The following is a 26,015-nucleotide window of genomic DNA, read 5'->3' on the forward strand; positions in this document are numbered from 1 at the left end:
GGGAGGCAGCGAATGAAGGGCATCGTGCTGGCCGGAGGCAGCGGGACTCGCCTGCACCCGATCACCCAGGCGGTGTCGAAGCAGCTGCTCCCCGTCTACGACAAGCCGATGGTCTACTACCCGATCTCGGTGCTGATGCTGGCCGGGATCCGCGAGATCCTCATCATCTCCACCCCGGCCGACCTGCCGATGTTCCGCAAGCTGCTGGGCAACGGCGACCAGTTCGGCCTCTCCTTCACCTACGCCGAGCAGCCGAGCCCGAACGGGCTGGCCGAGGCGTTCGTGATCGGCGCGGACTTCATCGGCGACGACGACGTCGCGCTGGTGCTCGGCGACAACATCTTCTACGGCCAGGGCTTCTCCAGCCGGCTGCAGGCCGCGGTCCAGGACCTCGACGGCTGCGTCCTGTTCGGTTACCCCGTCAAGGATCCCGAGCGCTACGGCGTCGGCGAGGTCGGCGCGGACGGCAAGCTGGTCTCCATCGAGGAGAAGCCGGCCAAGCCCCGCTCGAACAAGGCGATCACCGGCCTGTACTTCTACGACAACCAGGTCGTCGAGATCGCGCGCGCGCTCAAGCCGTCGCCGCGCGGCGAGCTGGAGATCACCGACGTCAACCTCACCTACGTGCGCCAGGACCGCGCGACGCTCGTCGAGCTCAGCCGCGGCTTCGCCTGGCTGGACACCGGCACGCACGATTCGCTGCTGGAGGCCGGGCAGTTCGTGCAGGTGCTGGAGCACCGGACCGGCGTGCGCATCGCCTGTCTCGAGGAGATCGCGCTGCGGATGGGCTTCATCAACGCCGACGAGTGCTACGCGTTGGGCTCGAAGCTCGCGAAGTCCGGCTACGGCGACTACGTCAAGGCCGTCGCCGTCGCAGCCGGAGCTTCGGCCTAGAACAGCTGGTCGCGCAGCGTCGGCCCGGCGTACTCGGTCCGGAAGACGCCGCGTTCCTGCAGGTGGGGCACGACCTTCTCGACGAATTCGTCGAGCCCGCCCGGGGTCAGGTGCGGGGCGAGGACGAAGCCGTCGGCCGCGTCGGACTGCACGTATTCGTCGATCGCCCCGGCCACGGTCGCGGGCGAGCCGACGAACTGCTGGCGCGCGGTGGCCTCGATCACCAGCTCGCGGATCGACAGCTTCTTCTCCTCCGCGAGGGCCCGCCACTCCGCGGCCAGCGCGGCCGGGTCCTTCTCGTGGCGGACGCGGCCCCAGGTCAGCGGCGCGGCGTCCGGGTCCGGGTCGATGTCGGGCAGCGGCCCGTCGACGTCGTAAGCCGACAGGTCGCGGCTCCACACCTGCTCGAGGAACTGGATCGCGGTGGCCGGGCGGACCTGCTGGTACCGGATCTCCCGCGCGCGCTCCGCGGCCTCGGCGTCGGTGTCGCCGAGGACGAACGCCGCGGCCGGCATGATCAGCAGCTCACCGGGCTCTCGCCCGTAGGCGCTCAACCGCCGCTTGACGTCGTGGAAGAACGCCTGGCCGTCTTCGAGCGTGCCGTGCCGGCTGAAGATGACGTCGGCGGCCTTCGCGGCGAACTCGCGGCCTTCGCCGGAGTCGCCGGCCTGGATGACGACCGGCTGCCCCTGAGGTGTGCGCGGCAGGGTGAACTCACCGTGGATGTCGAACTGTGGTCCACTGTGGACGAACTTGCCGGGGTCGCGCGCGAAGACGCCGTTCTCCTTGTCCCCCAACAGGGTCCCGGGCTGCCAGCTGTCCCACAGCTCGCGCACGGTGGCCAGGAATTCCTCGGCGCGCGCGTACCGGTCCTCGCGCTCGAGGAAGCCGCCGCGCCGGAAGTTCTGACCGGTCCAGGCGTCCGGTGACGTCACGACGTTCCACGCCGCCCGCCCGCCGGAGAGGTGGTCGATGCTCGCGACCTGGCGCGCCACCTCGTAGGGCTCGTTGAACGTCGACGAGAGCGTGCCGGCCAGGCCGAGGTGGGTGGTGACGGCCGACAGCGCGGCCAGCACGGCGGTCGTGTTGGGCCGGCCGACGACGTCGGTGTCGAGGATCTTGCCCGCGTGCTCGCGCAGCCGCAGGCCTTCGGCGAGGAACAGGAAGTCGAGCTTGCCGCGTTCGGCCGTGCGGGCGAGGTGCTCGAACGACGCGAAGTCGATCTGGCTGCCCGACGCCGGGTCGCTCCACACCGTGGTGTTGTTGACGCCGGGGAAGTACGCGGCGAGCTTGATCTGCTTGGTCATCTCAGGCTCCCGGGGTGACGGCGTACTGGTTGACCGCGCGGCCGAGCCCGAGGTGCTCGCGCAACGTCTCGCCGCGGTAGGCGGACCGGAACGCGCTGGCCGCGCGCAGCGCCGGGACGACCTCGCCGGCCAGCAGGTCGAGGTCGTCGGGCAGGACCGCGGGCCGCAGGTGGAAGCCGGCGACGCCGGTCTCGGCGGCCCAGCGCGGCAGCTCGGCGGCCAGCTGCGCGGGCGTGCCGACGAACGAGAGGCCGACGGGCTCGAACGGCGTCAGCGCGTCCAGCTCGCGCCGCCGGTCCCGGGCCGTCTGCGCGGTTTCGGCCAGCACGATCGAGACCGTGGCGAGCACCTTCGCGCCGGGGAACCGCGCGGCCGCGGCGCGGACGGCGTCGAGGTGATCCGCCCTGGTCACGACCAGGTCGGCGGCGACGGCGTGCGGCGAATCGCCGTAGACCGCGGTCACCGGGTGGCCCTGCGGCGGCCGCGGCGTGATCGACGGGCCCTTCACGCTGAAGAAGCCGCCCTCGAAGTCGACGTAGTGCAGCTTGTCCCGGTCGATGAACCGGCCGGTCGCCGCGTCGCGGACGATCGCGTCGTCCTCCCAGCTGTCCCAGAGCCGGGTGACGACGTCGAGCACCTCGGCGTTCTCCGCTTCCGCGGCAGCCTCGGCGGGGGCCGGGCGACGGCCGAAGTGCGCAGCCTCGGCGTCGGTGCGCGAAGGCACGGCGAGCACGCCGGCGCGCCCGCGGCTGGCGTAGTCCAGCGTCGCGACCGACGTCGAGACGTGGAACGGCTCGGTGTGCGTGGTGGTGACCGTCGGCACCAGGCCGATCCGGCTGGTCACGGGCGCGATCGCGGACAGCGTGAGCAGCGCGTCGAGACGCCCGCGGACGACCTCCTCGCCGCCGGACTGCAGCGCCAGCGAGTCATCGAGGGTGACGAAGTCGAGCGAAGCGGCTTCAGCGAGCTTCGCGTACTGCAGGTAGTGGCCCGAGGTGAACAGCGCGGCGGGCTCGGCCGCGGACACGCGCCACGCGGCCGGGTGATGCCCGGCCCCGTCGATGGCGACGCCCAGGTGCAGCTCTGCGGAGACCATGCCTGCGCAACTCCGCGTCCCCGATGTGGATTCCCCGTCCCAGCATGTGGAAGAAACGCATCTTTCCCTACGAAAGTGACGCCTGGGGTCAGAGGCTGCCGGGGGCGCGGCGGGCCATCTCCTCGAGCCGGGCGATGCGGTCGGCGATCGGCGGGTGCGTCGAGAACATCTTGCTCAGGCCTTCGCCCGGGCGGAACGGGTTCGCGATCATCAGGTGCGACTGCGAGACCAGTTGCGGCTCGGCGACCAGCGGCCGCGCCCGCGTGCCCGCCTCCAGCTTGCGCAACGCCGAGGCGAGGCCCAGCGGGTCACCGGTCAGCTCGGCGCCGGACGCGTCCGCTTGGTACTCCCGCGACCGGCTCACGCCCATCCGGATGACGGCCGCCGCGATCGGCCCGATGAAGATCAGCAGCAGGCCGACCAGCGGGTTCCCGTCGCGGTTGTTGCCGCCGAAGAACAGCGCGATGTTCGCGAGCACGCTGATCAGGCTCGCCAGGGCCCCGGCGACGCACGAAATCAGGATGTCGCGGTTGTAGACGTGGGACAGCTCGTGGCCGAGCACGGCCCGCAGCTCGCGCTCGTCGAGCAGGTCGAGGATGCCGGTGGTGCAGCAGACGGCGGCGTGACGCGGGCTGCGTCCGGTGGCGAACGCGTTCGGCGCGGCCGTCGGGCTGAGGTACAGCGCCGGCATCGGCTGGCGGGCGACCGTCGCGAGTTCGCGCACGATCCGGTACATCGCGGGCTGCTCGGCCTCGGACACCGGCTGGGCGTGCATCGCCCGCAACGCCAGCTTGTCGGAGTTGAAGTAGGCGAAGGCGTTCATCCCGAGGGCGATGACCAGGCCGATGACCAGGGCGCCGCGGCCGAAGAGCCCACTGATCGCGACGATGATCGCCGAGAGCAGGCCGAGCAGCAACGCCGTCTTGAGTCCGTTCTGGTGCCCGTGCAAGCGCGCTCGCCTCCGTCCGCTCTTTCCGCTCTTCAGGTGGGTTACCCACTGGAAACAACGCGATCGGGGGACCCGAAGTTCCTTCGCGTGATCATCGTGCGGGTTACGCTCGGGAGGCGAATCGATCACGAGCGGAGGCGCCGATGCGAGGCCGCCAGATACGCCGGAGGACCCTGTTCGCCCTGGTCACAGCGGGTGCCGGGGCCCTGGTCCTGCCGGGGGTCGCGCGCGCGGAGAACGTCCGGTCGATCGACCTGGGCGGCGCCCCGACCGGGATCGCGGTGAACCCGGTCACCGGACTCGGTTACGTCACGGATCCCCAGGCCGGCACCGTTTCCGTGGTGGATCCGCAGAGCGCCACGGTCGGCGCGGTGGTCCACGTCGGCGGGGCGCCCGGTGACATCGCGGTCGACTCGGTCGCCAACCGGATCTACGTCGCCAACCCGCCGGCCGGCACCGTCGTGGTGCTGGACGGCCGCACGCACGACCTGGTCAGCGTGATCGGCGCGGGCGCCGGCGCGGCCACCCTGGCGGTGGACGAGCAGGCCAACCGCGTCTACGCGGCCAGCGGCGGCACCGGCATGCTCGCCGTGCTCGACGGCGTCAGCTGCTCACTGGCGACCCTCGTGCCCGGCCCGAAGCCGAGCCTCGGCGGCATCGCCGTCGACCCCGGCCGCAAGCTGGCCTACTGCGCCAGCACCGACACCGATTCGGTGGAGGTGTTCGACATCGACGCCGGGAAGTTCGTCGCGAGCGTGCACGTCGGCGCGAAGCCGACGGCGGTCGCGGTGCACGCCGCGAGCGGCACGGTGTACGTCGCGAACTCCGGCATCCACCACATGTCCATTGTGGACTCCTCGACGCGCACCGAACGCAAGACCGTGTTGCTGCGCAGTGAATCCTCCGCGCTCGCGGTGCACCAGGGCACGAACACGGTGTACACCAACGGCGGCCAGAACGGGATCGGCCGGATCGACGGCGCCACCGGCACGCTGACCGGCGACCTGTCGCTGGGCGTCAACCCCGGCGACGTCGCCGTCGACCAGCGCACGCACACGGTGTTCGTCACGGATCCCTTGCACGGCAGGGTTTCCCTGATCGGGGATTTCTGAGCAGGCACCTGGGGTAACTCCAGGTATACGGTCGGAGACTATGAAACTCGGACTGCAGATCCCCGACTTCACCTGGCCGAACGGGGCGTCCGCGCTGGGCGCCGACCTGGCCTCCGTCGTCCGCACCGCCGACCAAGCGGGCTTCGACTCCATCGCCGTGATGGACCACTTCTTCCAGATCGGCGGGGTCGGCCCCGTCGAAAACGACATGCTCGAGGCGTACACCACCCTCGGCTTCATCGCGGCGCACACCGAGCGCGCCAAGCTGCTGACCGTCGTCACCGGTGTCCTCTACCGCCACCCGGGCCTGCTGGCCAAGGCGATCACGACGCTGGATGTGCTCTCCGGCGGCCGCGCGATCCTCGGCGTCGGCGCGGGCTGGAACGAGGACGAGTCGAAGGGCCTCGGCTTCCCCTTCCCACCGGTGAAGGAGCGCTTCGAGCTGCTGGAGGAGAACCTCCAGTACATCCTCCAGATGTGGGCCGAGGGCGACGCGCCGTTCAAGAGCGCGCACTTCGACGCTTCGCGGCTCCTGAACGTGCCGCAGGTGCTTTCGAGCCCGCGGCCGCCGATCATGATCGGGGGCGGCGGCGAGAAGAAGACCCTGCGCTTCGTCGCGAAGTACGCCGACCAGTGCAACCTCTTCAACAGCCCGGAGCTGGAGCACAAGCTCGACGTCCTCAAGCAGCACTGCGAGACCGAGGGCCGCGACTACGACTCGATCACCAAGACCGTCTACCACATCCTCGACATCGGCGAAGACGGCGAGAAGACCGACGAGCTGCTGAAGGAACTGGAGCGGCTGAACGGGCTCGGCATCGAGGTCGCCCTCGGCATGGTCCCGCACGTGCACAACCAGGCGGTGCTCGAGAAGTTCGGCACCGACATCATCCCGGCCGCGGAGAACATCGGATGAAACTAGGTCTCCACCTCGCCCAGCAGACGTACCCGAACGGCCCGGCGGCCCTCGGCGCCGACCTCGCCGCGACGGCCCGCGCCGCCGACGAAGCCGGCTTCGGCTACCTGTCGGTGATGGACCACTTCTTCCAGATCTCGCGCTACGGGCCGCCAGAGCACGAGATGCTGGAGGCGTACACCACGCTCGGCTTCCTGGCGGCGCACACGTCGCAGGTGAAGCTGTTGACGCTGGTCAGCGGCGTGATCTACCGCCACCCGGGCCTGCTCGCCAAGGCGATCACGACACTGGACGTGCTCTCCGGCGGCCGCGCGGTACTCGGCCTCGGCGCGGGCTGGAACGAGGAGGAAGCGCGTGGCCTCGGCATGCGCTACCCGTCGACGAAGGAACGCTTCGAGCAGCTGGAGGACGCGCTGCGGTACGTCCACCAGATGTGGTCATCGGATGATTCGGGCTTCACCGGCACCCACGTGACGGCGGAGCGGCTCATGAACGTCCCGCAGGCGCTGTCCCGTCCCCACCCGCCGATCATGATCGGCGGAGGCGGCGAGAAGAAGACGCTGCGCTTCGTCGCGAAGTACGGCGACGCCTGCAACCTGATCGCGGGGCCCGACCTGGAGCACAAGCTGTCGGTGCTCCGGGCGCACTGCGAAGCGGAGGGCCGCGACTACAGCGAGATCACCAAGACGGTGGCCCTGTGGCTGGACACGGGCGCGGACGGCTCGTCGACCGGGGCGCTGCTGGAGGAGCTGGAGCGCCTGGCCGGCCTGGGCATCGACGCGGTCCTCGGCTGGGTCCCGGGCGTGCCGGACCTCGCGGTGATCGAGCGTTTCGCCACGGACGTCATCCCGGTGGCGAACAAGCTCTGAACTGCGGTTTTCGAAGGCCTCCTCGTCTTGGTGAGGAGGCCTTCAGCCGTCTTTGGCGACGCGCCGGGTCAGCGCCGCGACGCCGATCCCGACGACCGCCAGCACGATCCCGGCGACCACCCAGCCGACCAGCGCCAGCACCACGCCGGTCACCGCGAAGAGGACGAACTCCACCAGGAAACGGGCCGGTTCCGGGAGCCGCCGGTTCGCCTTCGGAGCGATGAACAGACCCCAGATCGCGGCCGCCACCACCGGCAGCAAGATCGCGTCGACGATCGCCGGCGCCAAGCCGCCGCCGAGCTGGGTGCCGGCCAGGGCCAGGCCGCCCAAAAGTGCCAGTTCCGTCAGGAACCGGACCGTCAGCACCACACCAGCGACCCCGCTCAGGCGGGGAGTCGGCTCCGAAGTCATCCGCCCAGCGTAGGGCCCAGGTCCACTGTGGACGTTACGGATCCGGACCGGCACTATCCGTGATCTGCGCCACAGGTCACCTGGTCGGCGTGGTGATGTTGCGGTTCCGAATCGGTCCACCGACCCGCCACGCGTCGCTGTAACGACCTTCCGCCGCCGCTCGACGTGTCTAACGCATATCGCGACCGCGAGTCCAAGGAGCCTGGTAGATGACCACATGTCGACTCTGCGGTTCGACAAACACGGCCAGCGTCGTGGACCTCGGCGCGACTCCCCCGTGTGAGCGATTTCTGACCGCCGAACAGCTCGACGAGCCGGAAGCCACTTTCCCGCTGCACCTCATCGTGTGCACCGAGTGCTGGCTGGCGCAGATCCCGCCGTTGATCGACCCGGACGACACCTTCACGGAGTACGCGTACTTCTCCTCCTTCTCGACGTCGTGGGTGGAGCACGCGAAGCGGTTCGTCGACGGCTCGGTGGAGCGGCTGGGCCTGGACGAGAAGTCGTTCGTCGTCGAAGTCGCCAGCAACGACGGTTACCTGCTCAAGCACGTCGTCGGCCACGGGATCCGGTGTCTGGGTGTCGAACCTTCGGTGAACGTCGGGCAGGCCGCGCGGGACGCCGGAGTGCCCACCCTGACCGCCTTCCTCTCCGAGGAAACCGGCCGTCAGGTGCGCGAAGAGCACGGGCCGGCCGACCTGGTCGCCGCGAACAACGTCTACGCGCACATCCCCGACGTCCTCGGCTTCACCAAGGGCCTGCGCGCCCTGGTCGCGGACGACGGCTGGGTCTCCATCGAGGTCCAGCACCTGCTCACGCTGATCGAGAAGAACCAGTACGACACGATCTACCACGAGCACTTCCAGTACTACACGGTCGAATCCGCGCGCCGCGCGCTGGCGACCGGTGGGCTGACCGTGGTCGACGTCGAACTCGTGCCGACGCACGGCGGGTCGATCCGGCTGTGGGCGCGTCCCACCGAGGCTTTCGAGGGGTCCCGGGTGGCGGAGCCCCCGGCCCGGGGGGGCGCCCCGGTTGTCGCAGCGGTCGCGGGCGAGCCCAGCGAGCGGATGACCGACGTGCTGGAGCAGGAGAAAGCCGCCGGGCTGCACGAGCTGTCCGGGTACACCGAGTTCGCCGAGCGCGTCACCCGCGTGCGGCTGGACCTGCTGAAGTTCCTCATCGAGGCGCGCAACGACGGGAAGACCGTCGTCGGCTACGGCGCCCCGGGCAAGGGCAACACCCTGCTGAACCACTGCGGGATCCGGACGGACCTGCTGAGCTACACCGTCGATCGCAACCCGTACAAGCACGGCCGCTTCACTCCGGGCACGCGCATTCCGGTGCTGCCCCCGGAGCGGATCGAAGCCGATCGGCCCGACTACGTGCTCGTCCTCCCGTGGAACCTCCGGGAGGAACTGACCGAACAGCTGTCGTTCGTGGGTGCCTGGGGCGGAAAGCTCGTGTTCCCCATTCCCCGCCTGGAAATCGTCGAGGTGTCGTGAAGTGAAGGTCGTACTCTTCTGCGGTGGTTACGGGATGCGGATGCGCAACGGCGCGGCCGACGACGTCCCGAAGCCGATGGCCATGGTCGGCCCGAGACCGCTCATCTGGCACGTCATGCGGTATTACGCGCACTTCGGGCACACGGAGTTCATCCTGTGCCTCGGCTACGGCGCGGCGCACATCAAGAACTTCTTCCTGAACTACCAGGAAACCATTTCCAACGACTTCATCCTGCGCAACGGCAAGCCGGAGCTGCTGTCGACGGACATCGCCGACTGGACGATCACCTTCGTGCAGACCGGGATCGAGTCGCCGATCGGCGAGCGCCTGCGCCGCGTCCGCGACTACCTCGACGGCGAGGAGATGTTCCTCGCGAACTACGCCGACGTCCTGTCCGACGCGCCGCTGCCCGACATGATCGAACGCTTCGAGAACACCGACGCCGGCGCGTCGATGATGGTCGTGCCGCCGCAGTCGTCGTTCCACTGCGTCGAGATGAACGAGGGCGGCATGGTCGGCGCGATCACCGCCGTCAGCGAGATGCCGCTGTGGGAGAACGGCGGGTACTTCGTGCTGCGCCAGGAGGTCTTCGACCACATCCCGGAGAACGGCGACCTGGTCGCCGACGGCTGCGGCGAGCTGGCCAAGCGCGGCCGGCTGCTGGCCTACCCGTACCGCGGGTTCTGGAAGCCGACCGACACGGTCAAGGAGCGCGCGGCACTCGACGACGCGTACACGCACGGCAAGAAGCCCTGGGCGCTCTGGGAGCAGCCCGCCGCGAGCACCGCGTGATCGGGCTGCGGCCGGGACGGCTCGGCAGTGTCGTCGCCCTCGGCGCGCACTGCGACGACATCGCGATCGGCGCCGGCGGCACCCTGCTGACGATCTGCAATTCGCGGCCCGGCCTGCGGGTCGACGCGCTGGTCCTCTCCGGCGGTGGCACACCCCGCGAGGACGAGGAGCGTGCGGCGCTGGCGGCGTTCTGCCCCGGCGCGCAGGTCGACGTCACGGTGCTGAAGCTCCCCGACGGCCGGTTCCCGGCGCACTGGGAAGAGGCCAAGAACGCGCTGGAGGAGCTGCGGCGGCGGACCGACCCCGACGTCATCCTGGCGCCGCGCACCGACGACGCGCACCAGGACCACCGCGGGCTGGCCAAGCTGGTGCCGACGGCGTTCCGCGACCACCTCGCGCTGGGCTACGAGATCGTCAAGTGGGACGGCGACCTCGGCGCCCCGTCCGTCTACCAGCCCCTCGACGACGACGTCGCCGAGGAGAAGGTGCGGCTGCTGCAGACGCACTACGCGTCGCAGCGGCACCGCGGCTGGTACGACCGGGAGGCCTTCCTCGGCCTGGCCCGGATCCGCGGGATCGAAGCGGCCGCGAAGTACGCCGAAGCGTTTTTCGTCAAGAAACTCACTCTCGACCTGAAGGGCTGAATTCGATGCGGGTGTTGCTGACGGGGCACAAGGGCTACCTGGGCACGGTGATGGCCCCGGTGCTCGCCGCGGCCGGCCACGAGGTCGTCGGCCTCGACTCCGGGCTGTTCGAACAGTGCCTGCTCGGACCCGCGCCGGCCGACCCGGGCGGGTACGTGGTCGACCTGCGCGACGTCACGGCCAAGCACGTGACCGGCGTCGACGCGGTGATCCACCTGGCCGCGCTGTCGAACGACCCGCTGGGTTCGCTCGCGCCCGAGCTGACCTACGACATCAACCACCACGCGTCGGTGAAGCTCGCGAAGCTGGCGAAGGACGCCGGCGTCGGTCGGTACCTCTACGCGTCGACCTGCTCGGTGTACGGCGCGGGCGGCGACAACCTCGTCAACGAGGACGCGCCGCTGAAGCCGGTGACGCCGTACGCCGAGTCGAAGGTGCGCGTCGAGGCCGACGTCCACGAGCTCGCCGACAACGACTTCACCCCGGTCTACATGCGCAACGCGACGGCGTTCGGCTACTCGCCCCGCCTGCGCGGCGACATCGTGCTGAACAACCTCACCGCGCACGCGCACCTGTCCGGCGAGGTGCTGGTGCTCTCCGACGGCACGCCGTGGCGGCCGCTGGTGCACGCCCAGGACATCGCGCGCGCGTTCACCGCCGCGCTGACGGCGCCGAAGGAGGCCGTGCACAACAAGGCCTTCAACATCGGCACCGAGGACAACAACGTCACCGTCGCCGAGATCGCCCAGGAGGTCGTCGAGGCCGTGCCGGGCTCGACGCTGAACATCACCGGCGAGGCCGGCGCCGACCCGCGCTCCTACCGCGTCGACTTCTCGCGCTTCCGCGAGGCCATCCCGGGCTTCGCCTGCGAATGGTCGGTCAAGGACGGCGCCGTCGAGCTGATCGAGGCCTACCGGAAGTTCGGCCTGACCAGGGAGTCGTTCGACAACCTGTTCACCAGGCTCGCCTGGCTGCGCAGCGAGGGCGAAGCGGGCCGCGTCGACGACACCATGCGGCGGCACTAGTGGCGGGCGGCGCGCAGCTGCGGACCGGGGCGGAACTGCACGCCCTGGTCGAGCGGCTGTACCCGATCTGCCGCAGCATCACCGGCGACGGCGTGCGGCAGACCCTGGACATCATCGGCGAGCACATTCCGCTGGAGCGGCACGAGGTCCCGACCGGCACCCAGGTGCTGGACTGGACGATCCCGCAGGAGTGGAACATCCGCGACGCCTACGTCGCCGCGCCTTCCGGTGAGCGGGTAATCGACTTCCGGGAGTCGAACCTGCACGTCGTCGGGTACAGCGTCCCGGTGTCCGAGCGGATGCCGCTGAGCGAGCTGCGGGAGCACCTGCACACGCTGCCGGACCAGCCGTCGTGGGTGCCTTACCGGACCAGCTACTACGCCCCGGCCTGGGGATTCTGCCTCGCGCAGGAGAAGCTGGACGCGCTGCCCGACGGCGAGTACGACGTCGTCATCGACTCGACACTGGCCGACGGCTCGCTCACCTACGGCGAGCACGTCGTCCCGGGCCGCGTCACCGACGAGGTCATCGTCTCCTGCCACGTGTGCCACCCGTCGCTGGCCAACGACAACCTCGCCGGCATCGCCGTCGCGATCTCGCTGGCTCAGCAGCTGGCTCTCACCCAGCCCCATTACACGTACCGGTTCCTGTTCATGCCGGGCACGATCGGCTCGATCACCTGGCTCGCGCGCAACTCCTCGCGGATCGAAAAGATCAAGCACGGGGTGGTGCTGGCGTGCGCGGGTGACCCGGGCCCGCTGACGTACAAGAAGTCCCGCCGCGACGACGCCGAGATCGACCGCGTAGTGCAGCACGTGCTTCGCTCGCGCGAGCACAAGGTCGTCGACTTCTCGCCGTACGGCTACGACGAGCGCCAGTTCTGCTCGCCGGGCTTCAACCTCGGCGTCGGCTCCCTGACGCGGACGCCGTACGCGGGCTATCCCGAGTACCACACCTCCGCCGACAACCCGGGCTTCGTCTCGCCCGCGGCCATGGAGGACACGCTCGGCGCGCTTCGCGACGCTTTCGGCGTCCTGGACCGCAACCGCCGCTACGTCAACCTCAGCCCGTACGGCGAGCCGCAGCTCGGCAAGCGCGGGCTGTACAGCTCGCTCGGCGGCCGCAGTGACGCCAAGGAGGCCCAGATGGCGATGCTCTGGGTGCTCAGCCTCTCCGACGGCGACCACTCGCTCCTCGACATCGCCGAACGGGCCGGGCTGCCGTTCGACATCGTCGACGTCGCGGCCCGTGCCCTGCACGACGCCGGCCTGGTCAAGGAGTGAGCGACGTGGCCAACCATCGCCGGGCCGCCGGTTCGCTGCTCCGGAACGGCGCCGTGCGCGCCATGGCCGGACGGCTGAGCTGGGGCCTCGGCGACCAGGCGGTGTCGAGCCTGACCAACTTCGCCGTCGGCCTGTACGTCGCGCGTTCGCTCGGGACGTTCGCCTTCGGCGTCTTCAGCCTCGCCTGGGTGACCTACGGCGTGGTGCTGAACGTCTCGCGCGGCCTGGCCACCGACCCGCTGATGGTGCGCTTCAGCGCCGTCGCGCAGGATCGCTGGCGCTCCGGCGTCGCGAGCGCGTCCGGCACCGCGATCGGTGTCGGCTGCGTGACCGGCGTGATCAGCCTGGTCGCCGGGCTGGCCGCGGGCGGCCCGCTCGGCAGCGCGTTCGTCGCGCTCGCCGTGGTGCTTCCCGGGCTGCTGCTGCAGGACGCCTGGCGCTTCGCGTTCTTCGCCAAGGGCGAGGGCAAGAAGGCGTTCATCAACGACTGCGTCTGGGGCGTGGCCCTGCTGCCGGCACTGTTCGTCGCCGCCCAGATCCACACCGTGGTCGCGTTCGTGCTGGCCTGGGGCCTCTCCGGCGCGGTCGCGGCCCTGTTCGGCTGGTTCCAGACCGGCATCCTCCCCCACCCCCGCGAAGCGCTGGGGTGGTTCCGGCAGCAACGCGACCTGAGCGTCCGCTACCTCGTCGAGAACGTCAGCAACAGCGGCGCGTCCCAGCTGCGCGCGTACGGCCTCGGCGCGATCGCCGGCATCACGGCGGTCGGCGCGGTCCGCGGCGCCGAGCAGCTCCTCGGCCCGTTCCTGGCCCTGCTCATGGGGCTGTCCCTGGTCACCGTCGCCGAGGGCGCACGGGTGCTCAAGCGGGCGCCACACCGGCTGAAGCACTTCTGCGTGATCCTCGGCGGCGGCCAGGCCGGCGCCGCCCTGTGCTGGGGCCTCGGGCTGCTGTTCCTGGTCCCCGACTCGGCCGGCCGCTGGGTGATGGGCTCGGTGTGGGACTCGTCGTCCCCGCTGATCCTGCCGGTCACCCTCGCCGTGGTCGGCGCGAGCTTCGCGACCGGCGCCGCCGCCGGTCTCCGTGCCCTCGGCGCCGCCCCGCGGAGCCTGCGGTCGCAGCTGATCGCCTCCCTCTTCTACGTCACGTTCGGCATCACCGGAGCCTTCCTGGGTGACGCGGCCGGATCCGCGTGGGGCGTCGCGACCGCGACGCTCACCGGGTCCGTCATCTGGTGGTGGCAGCTGCGGCTCGGGCTTCGCGAGTACGTGCCGCCGGCCCTGGACGACGCCGGGGCCAACGAGACCACGATCGTCTTCGCGCCGATCAAGGAGACGATCAACGAAACCACCGTGGTCTTCGCCCCGATCCAAGAGCCGATCAAGGAATGAGGACTCCATGACCACCGTCCCGCGGCTGAGCCTCGGCCTTCCGGTGTACAACGGCGAGGAGTACCTCGCCGAGTCACTGGACGCGCTGCTCGGCCAGACCTACGAGGACTACGAGCTGATCATCTCGGACAACGCGTCCACCGACGCGACCGACGAGATCTGCCGCCGCTACGCCGAGAAGGACTCGCGGATCCGCTACGTCCGCCAGCCGAAGAACATCGGCGCGACACCGAACCACAACTTCGTGTTCGACGTCTCCCGCACCGAGCTCTTCAAGTGGGTCTCCCACGACGATCTCTACGCCCGCGACCTCCTCAAGCGCTGCATCGAAGCCCTCGACGAGCGCCCGGACGTCATCCTCGCCCACTGCGACCAGGCCATCATCGACGGCGACGGCCGCATCGTCCAGCCGCTCGAGTACACCCTCGACACCGGCTCCCGGCACGCCCCGGACCGTTTCCGCAGCATCCTGTTCGAGCCCGGCGGCGACGACTTCTACGGCGTCATCCGCGCCGACGTCCTGCGCCGCGTCAAGCCGCTCGACAGCTACCACCACGCCGACCGCACGTACTCGGCCGAGATGGCCCTGCACGGCCCCTTCTACCAGGTGCCCGAGCTGCTGTACTTCCGCCGCGACCACCCGGGCCGCGCGGAGCGGGCCAACCCGACCATCCGGAGCCGGTGCGCCAACCTCGACCCGCGGCGCGCGGACCGGCTCCGGAATCCCACCGTCCGCCTGGTCGGCGAGTACATCGTCGGGTTCGCCGACCTGATCCGCCGCTCCCCGATCTCGGGCGCCGACAAGCGCGAGTGCTTCCGGCACCTCGGCAGCTGGCTGACCGACCGCGCGCGCTCCGGCCACGGCGAGCGCGTCGAGGACCGCGCGCCGACCGCCTCCGACGTCGCCACGGTCAACGAGATCGTGGCCGGCCGGGAAGGCAGGCTCGCGTGAGCCGTGCCCCACGCGTCGGCGTGTTCGGCCTGCTCGGCTCGGGCAACCTCGGCAACGACGGTTCCCTCGAAGCCGTGCTCGGCTACCTGCGCGCCGAGTACCCGGACGCGGTGCTGAGCGCCCTCGTGGGCGGTCCGGAGATCGTCCGCGAGCGGTACGGCCTCGACACCACGCCGCTGCACTGGAACCAGTCCGAGTACGAGACGGCGTCCGGCCTCCGGTCGATCGTCCTCAAGGGACTCGGCAAGCTCGTCGACATCGGCCGCACGGCCGCGTGGGTCCGCAAGCAGGACGTCGTGATCGTGCCCGGCATGGGCGTCCTCGAAGCAACGCTTCCGTTGCGCCCCTGGGGTTTTCCGTATTCGCTGTTCCTCCTCTCAGCCACGGGAAAGCTCTTCGGGACGAAGGTCGCGCTGGTCAGCGTCGGCGCCAACGAGATCAGCGCACGGGCCACGCGGACGCTGGTCCGCTGGGTCGGCCGGCTCGCGGCCTACCGCTCCTACCGCGACGACATCTCCCGCGACGCGATGAGCGCCATGGGCGTCGACACCAGCCGCGACCACGTGTACCCGGACCTGGCGTTCTCCCTCCCCACTCCGGACGGCGCCGGCACGCCGGGCACCGTCGGCGTCGGCGTGATGGCCTATTACGGCGGCAACGACGACCGCGCCGAGGCCGACCGGATCTACCGCCACTACGTCGACACGATGAACCGTTTTGTCGCTTGGCTCGTTGACCAGGACAGACCGGTCCGGCTCTTCATCGGCGATCAGATCGACCGGCAGGTCGTCGACGAGATCATCGAGAAGACCGCTTCCCCGCTGGTGACGGCGGCCTCGGCGGAGACCCTGGACGAACTGATGCACGAGATGGCCGCGGTGGACCGCGTGGTGGCGACGCGCTACCACAACGTGCTCTGCGCCCTGAAGGTCGCGAAACCGACCGTGGCGATCGGGTACGCGCCGAAGAACGACGTCCTCATGACGGAGATGGGGCTCGGCGGTTTCACCCAGCGGGCGAAGACCGTCGACTTCGACCGTCTCGTCGAGCAGTTCACCGAACTGGAGAACCGGTCGGCCGAACTGCGCCAGACGCTGCTGGAACGGAACGAGATGAACGCGCAACGGCTCAAGGACCAGTTCGCCGCCCTTTCGGCGGCCCTCTTCGGGGGTGGGCGATGAAGGCCATTCCGGTGCCCGAAATCGAGGGCGTGTACCTGTTCGAACCGACACCCCACGCCGACGAACGCGGCTTCTTCAGCCGCACCTTCGACCGCGAGGTCGTCGCGTCCGTCGGGATCGATCCCGACGGCTTCGCCCAGGACAGCCTTTCCCGGTCCCGCAAGGGAGTCGTGCGCGGGATGCACCTGCGCGGCGGGGCCGGCGAATCGAAGCTCGTGCGCTGTTCGCACGGCGCGATCTTCGACGTCGTGGTGGACCTCCGACCGGATTCCCCGACATTCCGAAATATCAAGACGTTCGAACTTTCGGGTGAGACGCAGGTTTCCGTGTACATCCCCGCGGGGTGCGCGCACGGATTCCAGTCACTCACCGATCCCTCCGACGTTTCGTACCGTATCGATCGGGCGCACAACCCGAACGAAGACATTACGATTTCGTACAAAGACCCTGAATTGGACATTTCCTGGCCACTGTCAGTCACACTGGTGAGTGACCGAGACGAACGTGCGCCGTCTCTCGGAGAGGCGTTGAAACCAACGAGGTGACCCCCATGGGAACGAACTTGCCCCGCTCCACGACGGCGAACGAGCGGCTGCACCGGGTCATTCCGGGTGGTGCGCACACTTACGCCAAGGGCTCGGACCAGTATCCCTTCGAGATGGCCCCGGTCATCTCCCACGGCCGCGGCGGCCACGTCTGGGACGTCGACGGCAACGAGTACATCGAGTACGGCTCCGGACTGAGAGCGGTCAGCCTGGGCCACGCCCACCCCCGCGTCCTCGACGCCGTCCGCGGCGAACTGGACAAGGGCAGCAACTTCATCCGCCCGTCGATCATCGAGGCCGAGGCCGCTGAACGGTTCCTCGAAAACGTGCCGACGGCCGACATGGTGAAGTTCACCAAGAACGGCTCCGACGCCACCACCGCGGCGGTCCGGCTGGCCCGCGCGGCCACCGGGCGCAAGCTCGTCGCGAAGTGCGCCGACCACGCCTTCTTCTCGACCGACGACTGGTTCATCGGCACCACACCGATGAACGCGGGCATCCCGGACGAGACGACCGAGCAGACGGTGTCCTTCCCGTACGGCGACCTGCAGGCCGCGGAGGAGCTGCTGCAGCGCCACGACGGCGAGATCGCGTGCCTGATCCTGGAGCCGGCCGCGGCGGCCGAACCGCCGCCGGGGTACCTGCAGGGCCTGCGGGAACTCGCCACCCGCCACGGCGTCGTGCTGATCTTCGACGAGATGATCACCGGCTTCCGCTGGTCCGCCCACGGCGCGCAGGGCCTCTACGGCGTCACCCCGGACCTCTCGACGTTCGGCAAGGCGCTCGGCAACGGTTTCGCCGTCTCCGCCCTCGCCGGCAAGCGGGACCTGATGGAGATCGGCGGCCTGCGCACCGACCGGGAGCGGGTGTTCCTGCTCTCGACCACCCACGGCGCCGAAACCCACTCCCTCGCCGCCGCGATGGCGGTGATGGACGTCTACCGGGACGAGGACGTCATCGGCCGCATGCACGCCCTCGGCGACCGGCTCGCCGCCGGCGTCCGCGACGTCGCGGCCGGGATCGGCGTCGAGGACCACGTGGTCGTCCGCGGCCGGGCCAGCAACATGGTCTTCGGCACGCTCGACGAAGAAGGCAAGCCGTCGCAGCCGTACCGGACGCTGTTCCTGCGCGAGCTGATCTCCGGCGGGGTGCTCGGCCCGTCCTTCGTGGTCAGCGCCGCGCTCACCGAGGCGGACATCGACAAGACGATCGACGTGGTCGCCCAGGCCTGCACGGTCTACCGCAAGGCTCTCGACGCCAACGACCCCACGCCGTGGATGGGCGGCCGCCCGGTGCAGCCGGTCTTCCGCAAGCGCGCCTGACTCCGCAAGGAACCGCGACCCGCCCGGTGCCCGGTACCGACCGGCCACCGGGCGGTGCCGTTTCCACGGAAACACGCCGGCTCGCCGCCCCGGGGAGCCGGATTCACTCCGTGGGTCCGATGAGGACACTGCAGGGTGACTGTTTTCCCGCCCGATCGTGCGTAGCGTCCTGCCATGGGCAGATCTCGTGCGTTTCTCGTCGGTGCTTGCTCGCTCTTGATCGCCGTGGCTTGCCCGGCGATCGCGGAGGGCGCCGACGGGCCCGGGCCGGTGTGCGATCACCAGCCCGCGGTGTACGAGGAAGCGCCCTCCGGGGCGGTCTCCGTCGATCCGGGCGTCGACGGGGACCTCTCGGCCAAAACGGCGGCGAACCCGCCCGGCACGACCTTCTGGCTCCGGCCCGGCACCCACACCCTCGGCACCGACGAGTTCGGCCAGGTCGCGCCCAAGGACGGTGACGTCTACCTCGGCGCCCCGGGCGCGGTCGTCGACGGCCGCGGCGTCAACCGCGCGGCGTTCACCCAGCAAGCCCGCGACGTCGAGATCCGGGGACTGACGATCCGTGGGTTCGCCGCGCTGCAGGACCAGGGCGTGGTCAACCACGACTCCGGCAACGGCTGGCTCATCGAGAACGCCACCATCGAAGACAACGCCGGCGCCGCACTGATGGCCGGCGCGGGCCAGGTCGTGCGGCACAGCTGCCTGCGGAACAACGGCCAGTACGGGCTCAACGCGTACCAGGCCGGCGACCGCATCACCGGGCTCGTGCTGGAGGGCAACGAGATCACCGGCAACAACACCGGCGACTGGGAGGCCAAGGTCCCGGGCTGCGGCTGCAGCGGCGGCGCCAAGTTCTGGGCCGTGAACGGCGCCGACGTCCGCGGCAACTGGGTCCACGGCAACCACGGCGCCGGCCTGTGGGCCGACACGAACAACAACGACTTCCTCGTCGAGGACAACCTGTTCGAGGGCAACGACGCCGAGGCGCTGTTCTACGAGACGAGCTACAACCTCGTGCTGCGCGGCAACACCTTCCGCGGCAACAGCCTGGTCCAGGGCCGCGCGTTCGCGGCGCGCGGCGACAACTTCCCGGCGGCGACGGTGCACCTGTCGGAGTCGGGCGGCGAATCCCGGGTGCCGGCGCGGACGTCGGCCGTCGACATCAGCGGGAACACGTTCGTCGACAACTGGTCCGGGATCACGCTGTGGGAGAACGCCGACCGCTTCTGCACCAGTCCGGCGAACACCTCTTCGGGCTATTGCACGAAGGTCGCCTCCTCGTCTTCGTGCGGCGCGGGCACGATCGCGAAGCCGCCGGCGTACGACAACTGCCGCTGGAAGACCCAGCACGTGGAGATCCACGGGAACACCTTCCGGTTCGAACCCGGACAGCTCGGCTGCACGAGCCTCTGCGGGCGGATGGCCCTGCTGGCGAACTACGGGACGTTCCCGGAATGGTCGCCCTACAAGGGAACCGCGGTCCAGGAGGCCATCACCTTCCAGCAGGGCAACCGCTGGCACGACAACTCCTACACGGGGCCGTGGACCTTCGTCGTGCATGACACCTCCAGGACGGTCGATCCTGCGGGCTGGCGGGCGGGCCCGTACTCGCAGGACGCGTGTTCTTCGTTCGACGGTGGGTCCGCCGGCTGCTGATCTGGATCCTGGCGACGGGGTCCGACAGTTTTCGGCTCCACTCCTGAAATTGGCCGCGATTTCCGTTGTGACACAAGGGAAAAGTCGCGAACGGAAGTTTCCGGACAGCGCGCGGTTCACCCGTTTCAGGGATGGTTTTCGCACGGGTGTTCGGTACCGTCGGAGACATGGCCACCTCGAGCCCCGTTCCCGAACCCCTCCGCCGCGATGCGATCGACATCGTCGCGTTCGACACGATGGGCGTCCTCTACTCGTGCGCCGACGATGTCGGCGAGCTGCTCGTCCCTTTCCTGCGCGGCAAGGGATGCGTGCTCGACCGGCATGACATCACCCAGCTGCACCTGGAATGCAGCCTCGGCAAGATGTCCTCCGCGGACTTCTGTGCGGCGGCCGGCGTGCCCGGCGCGCCGGACGACGAATACTGCCGCGGCCACCGCCTCACCGAGGGCGTCGTCGCGGTGCTAGCCGAACTCGACACGACGGGCGTGCGGCTCGCCTGTCTCAGCGACGACGTCAGCGAGTGGTCCAAGCTGCTGCGCGAGCGGTTCGGACTCGCCGAATACCTCACCGACTGGTTCGTCAGCGGAGACACTGGCGTGCGCAAACCCGATCCCGAAGCATTCACCGGCCTGTGCCGGCAGCTCGACGTGGTGCCGGATCGCATCCTCCTGATCGACGACCGGGAGGAGAACGTCGCCGCCGCGCGGGCCGCGGGACTGCAGGCCCTGCAGTACGGAACCGCGCGGCTGTCCACGATGGACCGGCTTCGAAGAGAGCTCAGACCGTGGTGAACCGCGAACTCGGCGCACCCCGCAGCCGCCCGGAGGGCAGCCGCCGATTGCAGAGCACCAGCAGAAGATCCTGCGCGGCGCCCGTGAGCGGCGTGCCGGTGCCGTACGACCAGTCGAGGTCGTCGGCGCGCAGGGAGACGTCCGTCAGATCGGTGCCGAAGTACTTCACCTGTTTCGGCTTGAGCCCTTCGAGAATCACTTCGAGACGCTCCAGGGGCACGCGCCTGTCGAGCTTCAAGGCGGTCGTGATGTCCAGGCCGTGGATCACGTCGTGGCTCAGAGCCCCCTCCGCTCCCCCGCCCGGCGGCCGCCAGGGGTGTTCGGCGTTGTCGCGCAGCGAAGCGACGAGCGCCTCGGGCGACAGCTCGGCCGCGTCGCGGCGAGCCATCCGGTCGGCCATGTGGTTGAAGCGGCCGGCGGACTTCAGCATTTCGCGGGCGAACCGGCCGGTCGACAGGCGGAACGGCATCGTCATGTGGGCGACCACCTCCGGCACGCGCCAGCCCGCGCACAACGTCGGCGTCGCCCATCCGGCCGGCGGCAGGCCGTCGAGCACGGCCGCCAGATCACGGCGTTCCGCGGCGATCAGGTCCTGGATCATCGGGGTCTCCTTCGCGAGTCGGTCACCCCACCGACGAACAGAACCGGCCAGGACCGACACGTTCACCGGGCCTGCCGCGCGGGCCTGGACGCATCGAGAGATCGGTGACCGTCCGGACACGCGACGCGCGTTCGTCCCGCCGTTGGCCAGACGTTCGTCAGAGACGATCGGCGACGCGGTCCACCAGCCAGGCCGTCGCGGGGACCACCGCCAGCGCGGCGCAGAAGCCGCCGATCGCGTCCGTCGGGTAGTGCGCGCCCAGCGCCACCTCGGCCCAGCCCATTGCGATGCCGGCGACCACGGCCAGCAGGAGCACGAGCGTCATCCCCGCCGCGCGGGCCAGGTGCAGTCGGTCGGCCAGCAGAAGGCCGATGACCAGCGCGAGCACGGTCGCGAGGGCCGTGTGGCCACTCGGGTAGGACAGGAACTCGCCGTGGATCCGGCGGCCGACGATCGGCTTCAGCACCGTCGTGATCGCGACCGTGGCCAGCACCCCGGTGACGGTCAGCACCGCCACCCGGACCCGGTGGGCCAGGAAGCAGACCAGGGCGACCAGTGCGACCAGGATCGTCGACCCGACCGGTTCACCGCCGAAGTCGAAGATCAGCGCGAAGTACCGCCATGGTGGCCGGACGCCGTCGAGCGACGGCAGCACGGCCGCGTCGATCCCGGCCAGGCCGGAGTCGTGGAAGTGGAGGATGCCGAGCGCGACGAGCACCGCCGTCGCCAGCGCACCCGACATCGCCAGCGGGGCGCGCAACGCGACCGGCAGAGCTTCGGGCGCCGTCCGGACGAGCTCCCTCACCCGTGCGCCTCGATCGCCGCCTGGTACCCGGAGATCAGCCGGTCGAGACCGACCGCCGGGGTGAAGTCCTTCTCGTACCGGACACGGGCGGCGTCCCCCATCTCCAGGTTCCGGTCGCCGGTCACCTCGCGCAGCCGGGCCGCGAGCGAGGCCGCGTCGTTCGGCTGGTGCAGCAGTCCCGTCACGCCGTCCTCGACGAGCTCGGGAAACGCGCCGTGGGCCGCGGCGACCGTCGGCACGCCGGCCGCCATCGCCTCGACGACGACCAGACCGAACGCCTCCAGCCACGTCGACGGCGCCACCACGGCGACGGCGTCGGCGGTCAGGGCACGGCACTCCGCTTTGTTCTGCAAGCCGACGTACGAGACGTCCGGCCGGCCGGACGCCCAGACCGCGACCTCGTCCTGCATCGGGCCGGTGCCGGCGATGACCAGCGGCACACCCAGGGCGCCGCCGAGCTGGTCCCAAGCCCGCATCAGCAGGCCGACACCCTTCTCCTCGGTGACGCGGCCGAGGAACAGCACATGCTTCCCGTCGCCGGTGCGGCGGACGCCGGGGTCGGTGACGAAGTTGTGCTTCACCGCCATCCGCTCGCCGGGCATCCCGGCCGACACCAGGAGGTCCCGTTGCGCCGCCGAAATGCAGAAGAACCGGGAAACGCCCGTCCACCACCGGCGGCGGTTGGCGACCATGCTGGCCGCCATCGGCACCGTCGCGGCGCTGGAGCCGCGGTAGCAGCCGTGCTTCACCGCGGGCAGCGGTGAGCCGCCGACGCACTCGGTGCAGATGTGGCCGTCGCGGTGCAGGGTGCCCGGCGGACAGACCATCGTGTAGTTGTGCAGCGTCGCGACCGCGGGCACACCCGCGTCCGCGCAGGCGGCGACCACCGACGGCGACAGCAGCGGGAACGTGTTGTGGATGTGCACGACGTCCGGGCGCGACGCTCGCAGCCGGGCCGCGAGTTCCTTCCGGACCGCCGGGTTCCACGGGATCATCAGCGGGACGGTCGCCTTGCGGGGCAACGGCATCTGTGCGATGTCGTCGCTGCGGCGCTCGAACAACGACACCTTGTGCCCGCCTTCGGCGAGCAGGGACACCTCGGCATCGACGACGTTGTTCTCCCCGCTCGGCTGCTCGGACCGGTACCGGTTATGGACCACGAGCACCTTCACGCGGCTGCACCTCGCACGCTTGCCCCCTTCGCCGGGATGAATGCTTCTTCGTCGGACTGCGGCACCCCGCGGACCAGCAGCGACGCGGCCAGGGCCAGGTGGAGCAGGTACGGCGACGCGTCGCCGAGGCCGGCCTCGGTGTAGGAGGCCGAAATGCAGTAGGTGATCAGGAAGATCGCGCACGCGCGAGCCAGGGACGGCGGCCGCAGCACCGCCACCACGACCAACGTGAGGAGGAACCCCGCGACCAGCGCGATCCCGACGAACCCCTGCTCGTGGTAGATCGCCAGCCAGCTGTTGTCGATCGGGAGGCCGTCGTAGGACTTGTCCGTCAGGCCGACGCCGAAGATGTATTCCGACGTCGACCGCGGGGCCTCCAGCAGCGCGTCCCACACCTTCGCGCGGCCGGTCAGGCTGGAGAAGTTGTCCGCGCTCTGCCCACGGAGGAACCAGGCCTGCAGCGCACCGGCCAGCACGATGCCGCCGACGCCGCCGACGCCGGCCGTCCAGGCGAACACCTTGCGGGCGCGGGCGCTGGTCAGCGCCATCGACAGGAAAGCCACCAGGAGCCCGGCGATCAGGCCGAGCGTCGCCGTGCGGGTGTGTGTGAGCAGCAGCAACGCCAGCGCCGGCACCACGATGATCAGCGCGCTGCGCCACGTCGTGCGGCGGCCGAACCAGAGGAGGAGCGTCAGCCCGGAGATGACCGCGGCGTACTGGCCGATCTGCGGCGGCGTGAGCGGCCAGATCGCGCCGGACAGCCGGCCGCCGTACTCCTCGGGCATCGCGTTGCCCGGCGAGACGACCAGGCCCACCGCGACCGACGCGAGCACGATCCCGTACGTCCGGATATGGGACCGGACGAACCCGAACCCGCCGTCCCACCAGCGGGTGAGCAACCAGAGCGTGGAGAGGAAGACCGTGAGCCGGAAGCACCGGAACAGCGCGCCCGCGCCTTCCTTCAGGTCGGCGCTGGCCAGGATGCTGGACAGCAGCAGCAACGTCAGCAGCAGCAGGTACGCGCTCGGCCTGATCCGCAGGTGCTTGTTCAGGGCCAGGGCGATCACGAAGGCCGTCATCAGCGAGCCCATCGTGACCAGCTGGCTGACCGACCGCGGCAGCGGGATGACCGTCTTCGCGCCGGTCGAGCCGAGGGTGTTGATGATCAGCAGCGCCCACGCCAGCGCCGCCCACTTCGGCGTCGAGGACGCCGGCTCGACCGTGGCTTCGCCTCGGATCCTCGCCGCCACTCCGGTGTGCGTCGCCATCTCAGCCCCCGCCCTGTGCCGTGAACGTGCTTCCGGAGTCCTGCGAGTACGGCGAGCCCTGCCATTCGCCGATCTCGATGACCCGGTCGGTGGTGTACGGGATGAACGTCCACGGCCCGGCGTAGCTGTTGTCGTGCCAGCGGTTGTCCTGCTTGAACGTGATCGCCTCTTGGACGACGTCGTTCTTGTAGGGCGACCAGTCCGGGTAGGTACCGAAGTTCGACAGCAAGGCCATCCGGCCGCACGAGGCCTGGCAGCCGACCACGGCCGGGTCCAGGACGAACTTGTTGTCGTGGATGTCGACGTGCTGGGTCTTCCAGCGGCAGTCGCTCAGCAGCGGCGCGGTGGTGATCGCCGGGGCCGCGCACGTCTTCACGTTCGGCACCAGGCGGGTGCAGTCGCCGGACGACGTGTTGGCCGGGCTGTTGCAGTACCGGTCGGCGTTCTCCCACAACGTGATCCCGGACCAGTTGTTCTCCAGGAAGTTGCGGGAGATCTCGATCTTCGCGGTCCGTGCCTTGATCCGCGGCTCGCCGCCGGACTCGGAGATGTAGATCGCCGGCGTCGGGAAGTTGTCGCCCTTGTCGGCGTACCGGCGGCCGTCGACCCAGTTGTTCTTCCGGATCGTGTTGTCGCGGATGATCGCGTTGTAGCTGATCTCGTAGATGATCGCGGCGCTGTCGTTGTTCTCGATGAGGTTGCCCTCGATGAGGAAGTCGTTGTTGTTGGTGTCGGCCCACAGCCCGGTGCCGTGGTTGTCGTGCACCCAGTTGCCGCGGACGTCGGCGCCGTTGACGTCCCAGAACTTGACGCCGCCGGTGCAGCCGCAGCCGTCGATCTTCGCTTCCCAGTCGCCCGTGTTGTTGCCGGAGATCTCGTTGCCCTCGACGACCAGCGCGGTGATCGGGGTGCTGCCGGAGAAGGCGTTGATCCCGTACTGGCCGTTGCGGCGCAGGCAGTTGCCGCGCACCTGCTGGCGCGCGCCCGCCATCAGGCCCGCGCCGTCGTTGTCCTGGATCGTCGAGTGCTCGATCAGCCAGCCGTCGCCCGAGTCGTGGTTGACGACGCCTTCGTCGCGCGGTGCGGCGAAGCCCTGCACGGTCAGGTAGGTGAGCTTGACGTTGTTCCCATGCCCGGTGAACGCGTACTGGTTGATCTTCCGGCCGTCGAGGACCGCGCCGGGCGCGCCGATGTAGACGTCGCCGTCCTTCGGGGAGACCTGGTCGTACTTGTCGTCGCCGAGGATGTGCTTGCCCGCCTTGAGCCAGAACGTCGTGCCCGGGCCGGCCGAGCGCGTCTTCACGGCGAGGTCGTTGGGGACGGCCGGGTCGACGATCACCGCACCGGCCGGCGCCGCCGTCGGGCCGGCCGGTTCCTTGTCGCACACGGCCGCGACCGACCCGCTGGGGGCCGAGGTCGCCTGGGCCGGCCCGCCGGTGTCGGGACTGCTGGAGCACGCCGCGAGCGTGAGCAGCACGCCGAGCAGCGGAGCGGCACGGCGGAGTCGGGAGCGGCGGGCTGTCACGGGCG

At 69.9% G+C, this 26,015-nt stretch carries 25 protein-coding genes; 16 read left to right on the forward strand and 9 right to left on the reverse strand.

Translation table 11 applies throughout. The annotated features are described in order from the left end of the window. The first annotated feature begins 12 nt into the window (after positions 1-12). On the forward strand, positions 13-894 hold the full coding sequence (rfbA, locus tag OG494_RS33820; RefSeq protein WP_328445655.1) for a glucose-1-phosphate thymidylyltransferase RfbA: 882 nt from the start codon (positions 13-15) through the stop codon (positions 892-894). Here rfbA and OG494_RS33825 read toward each other — a convergent pair. The 3 genes from OG494_RS33825 to htpX all read right to left on the reverse strand — a co-directional run bounded on the left by OG494_RS33825 (position 891) and on the right by htpX (position 4,246). Then, entirely contained in the window at positions 891-2,201 is a 1,311-nt protein-coding gene (locus OG494_RS33825) for an NtaA/DmoA family FMN-dependent monooxygenase (protein ID WP_328445657.1), read from the reverse strand. The genes rfbA and OG494_RS33825 overlap by 4 nt on opposite strands. 1 nt (position 2,202) lies before the next feature. After that, entirely contained in the window at positions 2,203-3,297 is a 1,095-nt protein-coding gene (locus OG494_RS33830; RefSeq protein WP_328445659.1) for an LLM class flavin-dependent oxidoreductase, read from the reverse strand. Between the two features lie 88 nt (positions 3,298-3,385). After that, entirely contained in the window at positions 3,386-4,246 is an 861-nt protein-coding gene (htpX, locus tag OG494_RS33835; protein ID WP_328445661.1) for a zinc metalloprotease HtpX, read from the reverse strand. A 143-nt stretch (positions 4,247-4,389) separates the two neighbouring features. Here htpX and OG494_RS33840 point away from each other — a divergent pair, with 143 nt between their 5' ends. The 3 genes from OG494_RS33840 to OG494_RS33850 are packed head-to-tail and all read left to right on the forward strand — an operon-like array spanning position 4,390 to position 7,143. Continuing rightward, positions 4,390-5,358 (forward strand): YncE family protein, encoded by a 969-nt coding sequence (locus OG494_RS33840; protein ID WP_328445663.1) that lies wholly within the window; start codon positions 4,390-4,392, stop codon positions 5,356-5,358. Positions 5,359-5,398: 40 nt separating this feature from the next. Continuing rightward, positions 5,399-6,274 carry an LLM class F420-dependent oxidoreductase gene (locus OG494_RS33845; RefSeq protein WP_328445665.1) on the forward strand — a complete coding sequence of 292 codons (876 nt, stop codon included), beginning with the start codon at positions 5,399-5,401 and terminating at the stop codon, positions 6,272-6,274. Further along, positions 6,271-7,143: an LLM class F420-dependent oxidoreductase gene (locus OG494_RS33850; protein WP_328445667.1), complete on the forward strand. Its 873-nt coding sequence runs from the start codon at positions 6,271-6,273 to the stop codon at positions 7,141-7,143. Before OG494_RS33845 ends, OG494_RS33850 begins: the two co-directional genes overlap by 4 nt. 42 nt (positions 7,144-7,185) lie before the next feature. Here the strand turns inward: OG494_RS33850 and OG494_RS33855 are convergent, their stop codons facing one another. Next, a complete protein-coding gene (locus OG494_RS33855; protein ID WP_328445669.1) occupies positions 7,186-7,554 on the reverse strand; it encodes a YrdB family protein in 369 nt (122 codons plus the stop codon). Positions 7,555-7,763: 209 nt separating this feature from the next. Between OG494_RS33855 and OG494_RS33860 the strand changes: the two genes are divergently transcribed. The 12 genes from OG494_RS33860 to OG494_RS33915 all read left to right on the forward strand — a co-directional run bounded on the left by OG494_RS33860 (position 7,764) and on the right by OG494_RS33915 (position 20,639). Next, the gene (locus OG494_RS33860; RefSeq protein WP_328445671.1) at positions 7,764-9,059 is read left to right on the forward strand and encodes a class I SAM-dependent methyltransferase; all 1,296 of its coding nucleotides are present in this window, start codon (positions 7,764-7,766) and stop codon (positions 9,057-9,059) included. A gap of 1 nt (position 9,060) precedes the next feature. Next, positions 9,061-9,852, forward strand: a complete 792-nt coding sequence (locus OG494_RS33865; protein ID WP_328445673.1) for a glucose-1-phosphate cytidylyltransferase — start codon at positions 9,061-9,063, stop codon at positions 9,850-9,852. Beyond that, positions 9,849-10,496: a PIG-L deacetylase family protein gene (locus OG494_RS33870; protein WP_328445675.1), complete on the forward strand. Its 648-nt coding sequence runs from the start codon at positions 9,849-9,851 to the stop codon at positions 10,494-10,496. The genes OG494_RS33865 and OG494_RS33870 overlap by 4 nt, the downstream gene beginning before the upstream one ends. A 5-nt stretch (positions 10,497-10,501) precedes the next feature. Further along, on the forward strand, positions 10,502-11,521 hold the full coding sequence (locus tag OG494_RS33875; protein WP_328445676.1) for an NAD-dependent epimerase/dehydratase family protein: 1,020 nt from the start codon (positions 10,502-10,504) through the stop codon (positions 11,519-11,521). Then, positions 11,521-12,804 carry a DUF4910 domain-containing protein gene (locus OG494_RS33880; protein ID WP_442874318.1) on the forward strand — a complete coding sequence of 428 codons (1,284 nt, stop codon included), beginning with the start codon at positions 11,521-11,523 and terminating at the stop codon, positions 12,802-12,804. Before OG494_RS33875 ends, OG494_RS33880 begins: the two co-directional genes overlap by 1 nt. Before the next feature lie 5 nt (positions 12,805-12,809). Then, positions 12,810-14,192 (forward strand): hypothetical protein, encoded by a 1,383-nt coding sequence (locus OG494_RS33885; protein ID WP_328445678.1) that lies wholly within the window; start codon positions 12,810-12,812, stop codon positions 14,190-14,192. A 7-nt stretch (positions 14,193-14,199) separates the two neighbouring features. Continuing rightward, on the forward strand, positions 14,200-15,144 hold the full coding sequence (locus OG494_RS33890) for a glycosyltransferase family 2 protein (protein WP_326956123.1): 945 nt from the start codon (positions 14,200-14,202) through the stop codon (positions 15,142-15,144). Next, on the forward strand, positions 15,141-16,325 hold the full coding sequence (locus tag OG494_RS33895; protein WP_328445681.1) for a polysaccharide pyruvyl transferase family protein: 1,185 nt from the start codon (positions 15,141-15,143) through the stop codon (positions 16,323-16,325). The genes OG494_RS33890 and OG494_RS33895 overlap by 4 nt, the downstream gene beginning before the upstream one ends. After that, positions 16,322-16,870: a dTDP-4-dehydrorhamnose 3,5-epimerase gene (gene rfbC / locus OG494_RS33900; RefSeq protein ID WP_328445683.1), complete on the forward strand. Its 549-nt coding sequence runs from the start codon at positions 16,322-16,324 to the stop codon at positions 16,868-16,870. Before OG494_RS33895 ends, rfbC begins: the two co-directional genes overlap by 4 nt. 5 nt (positions 16,871-16,875) lie before the next feature. Continuing rightward, on the forward strand, positions 16,876-18,192 hold the full coding sequence (locus OG494_RS33905) for a glutamate-1-semialdehyde 2,1-aminomutase (RefSeq protein WP_328445685.1): 1,317 nt from the start codon (positions 16,876-16,878) through the stop codon (positions 18,190-18,192). Positions 18,193-18,366: 174 nt separating this feature from the next. After that, entirely contained in the window at positions 18,367-19,848 is a 1,482-nt protein-coding gene (locus OG494_RS33910) for a right-handed parallel beta-helix repeat-containing protein (RefSeq protein WP_328445687.1), read from the forward strand. Positions 19,849-20,015: 167 nt separating this feature from the next. Next, positions 20,016-20,639, forward strand: a complete 624-nt coding sequence (locus OG494_RS33915) for an HAD family hydrolase (protein ID WP_328445689.1) — start codon at positions 20,016-20,018, stop codon at positions 20,637-20,639. Here OG494_RS33915 and OG494_RS33920 read toward each other — a convergent pair. The 5 genes from OG494_RS33920 to OG494_RS33940 all read right to left on the reverse strand — a co-directional run bounded on the left by OG494_RS33920 (position 20,626) and on the right by OG494_RS33940 (position 26,010). Next, entirely contained in the window at positions 20,626-21,240 is a 615-nt protein-coding gene (locus tag OG494_RS33920) for a maleylpyruvate isomerase family mycothiol-dependent enzyme (RefSeq protein ID WP_328445691.1), read from the reverse strand. The two genes, OG494_RS33915 and OG494_RS33920, sit on opposite strands and share 14 nt — an antisense overlap. A gap of 157 nt (positions 21,241-21,397) precedes the next feature. Then, positions 21,398-22,045 carry a phosphatase PAP2 family protein gene (locus OG494_RS33925; protein WP_328445693.1) on the reverse strand — a complete coding sequence of 216 codons (648 nt, stop codon included), beginning with the start codon at positions 22,043-22,045 and terminating at the stop codon, positions 21,398-21,400. Beyond that, positions 22,042-23,217 (reverse strand): glycosyltransferase, encoded by a 1,176-nt coding sequence (locus OG494_RS33930; protein WP_328445695.1) that lies wholly within the window; start codon positions 23,215-23,217, stop codon positions 22,042-22,044. The genes OG494_RS33925 and OG494_RS33930 overlap by 4 nt, the downstream gene beginning before the upstream one ends. After that, positions 23,214-24,485, reverse strand: a complete 1,272-nt coding sequence (locus OG494_RS33935) for an O-antigen ligase domain-containing protein (protein ID WP_328445697.1) — start codon at positions 24,483-24,485, stop codon at positions 23,214-23,216. Before OG494_RS33935 ends, OG494_RS33930 begins: the two co-directional genes overlap by 4 nt. A gap of 1 nt (position 24,486) precedes the next feature. After that, positions 24,487-26,010 (reverse strand): right-handed parallel beta-helix repeat-containing protein, encoded by a 1,524-nt coding sequence (locus OG494_RS33940; protein ID WP_328445699.1) that lies wholly within the window; start codon positions 26,008-26,010, stop codon positions 24,487-24,489. Between the last annotated feature and the right edge of the window lie 5 nt (positions 26,011-26,015).

This window comes from Amycolatopsis sp. NBC_00438, from assembly GCF_036026695.1.
Taxonomy (GTDB): domain Bacteria; phylum Actinomycetota; class Actinomycetes; order Mycobacteriales; family Pseudonocardiaceae; genus Amycolatopsis.

Excerpts from the sequence above, each read along its gene's own strand:
- OG494_RS33850 (WP_328445667.1), top strand. The coding sequence starts at position 6,271 with ATGAAACTAGGTCTCCACCTCGCCCAGCAGACGTACCCGAACGGCCCG.
- OG494_RS33935 (WP_328445697.1), bottom strand. The coding sequence starts at position 24,485 with ATGGCGACGCACACCGGAGTGGCGGCGAGGATCCGAGGCGAAGCCACG.
- OG494_RS33905 (WP_328445685.1), top strand. The coding sequence starts at position 16,876 with ATGGGAACGAACTTGCCCCGCTCCACGACGGCGAACGAGCGGCTGCAC.
- OG494_RS33920 (WP_328445691.1), bottom strand. The coding sequence starts at position 21,240 with ATGATCCAGGACCTGATCGCCGCGGAACGCCGTGATCTGGCGGCCGTG.
- OG494_RS33875 (WP_328445676.1), top strand. The coding sequence starts at position 10,502 with ATGCGGGTGTTGCTGACGGGGCACAAGGGCTACCTGGGCACGGTGATG.
- OG494_RS33860 (WP_328445671.1), top strand. The coding sequence starts at position 7,764 with ATGACCACATGTCGACTCTGCGGTTCGACAAACACGGCCAGCGTCGTG.
- OG494_RS33825 (WP_328445657.1), bottom strand. The coding sequence starts at position 2,201 with ATGACCAAGCAGATCAAGCTCGCCGCGTACTTCCCCGGCGTCAACAAC.
- rfbA (WP_328445655.1), top strand. The coding sequence starts at position 13 with ATGAAGGGCATCGTGCTGGCCGGAGGCAGCGGGACTCGCCTGCACCCG.
- OG494_RS33915 (WP_328445689.1), top strand. The coding sequence starts at position 20,016 with ATGGCCACCTCGAGCCCCGTTCCCGAACCCCTCCGCCGCGATGCGATC.
- rfbC (WP_328445683.1), top strand. The coding sequence starts at position 16,322 with ATGAAGGCCATTCCGGTGCCCGAAATCGAGGGCGTGTACCTGTTCGAA.
- OG494_RS33855 (WP_328445669.1), bottom strand. The coding sequence starts at position 7,554 with ATGACTTCGGAGCCGACTCCCCGCCTGAGCGGGGTCGCTGGTGTGGTG.
- OG494_RS33845 (WP_328445665.1), top strand. The coding sequence starts at position 5,399 with ATGAAACTCGGACTGCAGATCCCCGACTTCACCTGGCCGAACGGGGCG.
- OG494_RS33890 (WP_326956123.1), top strand. The coding sequence starts at position 14,200 with ATGACCACCGTCCCGCGGCTGAGCCTCGGCCTTCCGGTGTACAACGGC.
- OG494_RS33830 (WP_328445659.1), bottom strand. The coding sequence starts at position 3,297 with ATGGTCTCCGCAGAGCTGCACCTGGGCGTCGCCATCGACGGGGCCGGG.
- OG494_RS33840 (WP_328445663.1), top strand. The coding sequence starts at position 4,390 with ATGCGAGGCCGCCAGATACGCCGGAGGACCCTGTTCGCCCTGGTCACA.
- OG494_RS33910 (WP_328445687.1), top strand. The coding sequence starts at position 18,367 with ATGGGCAGATCTCGTGCGTTTCTCGTCGGTGCTTGCTCGCTCTTGATC.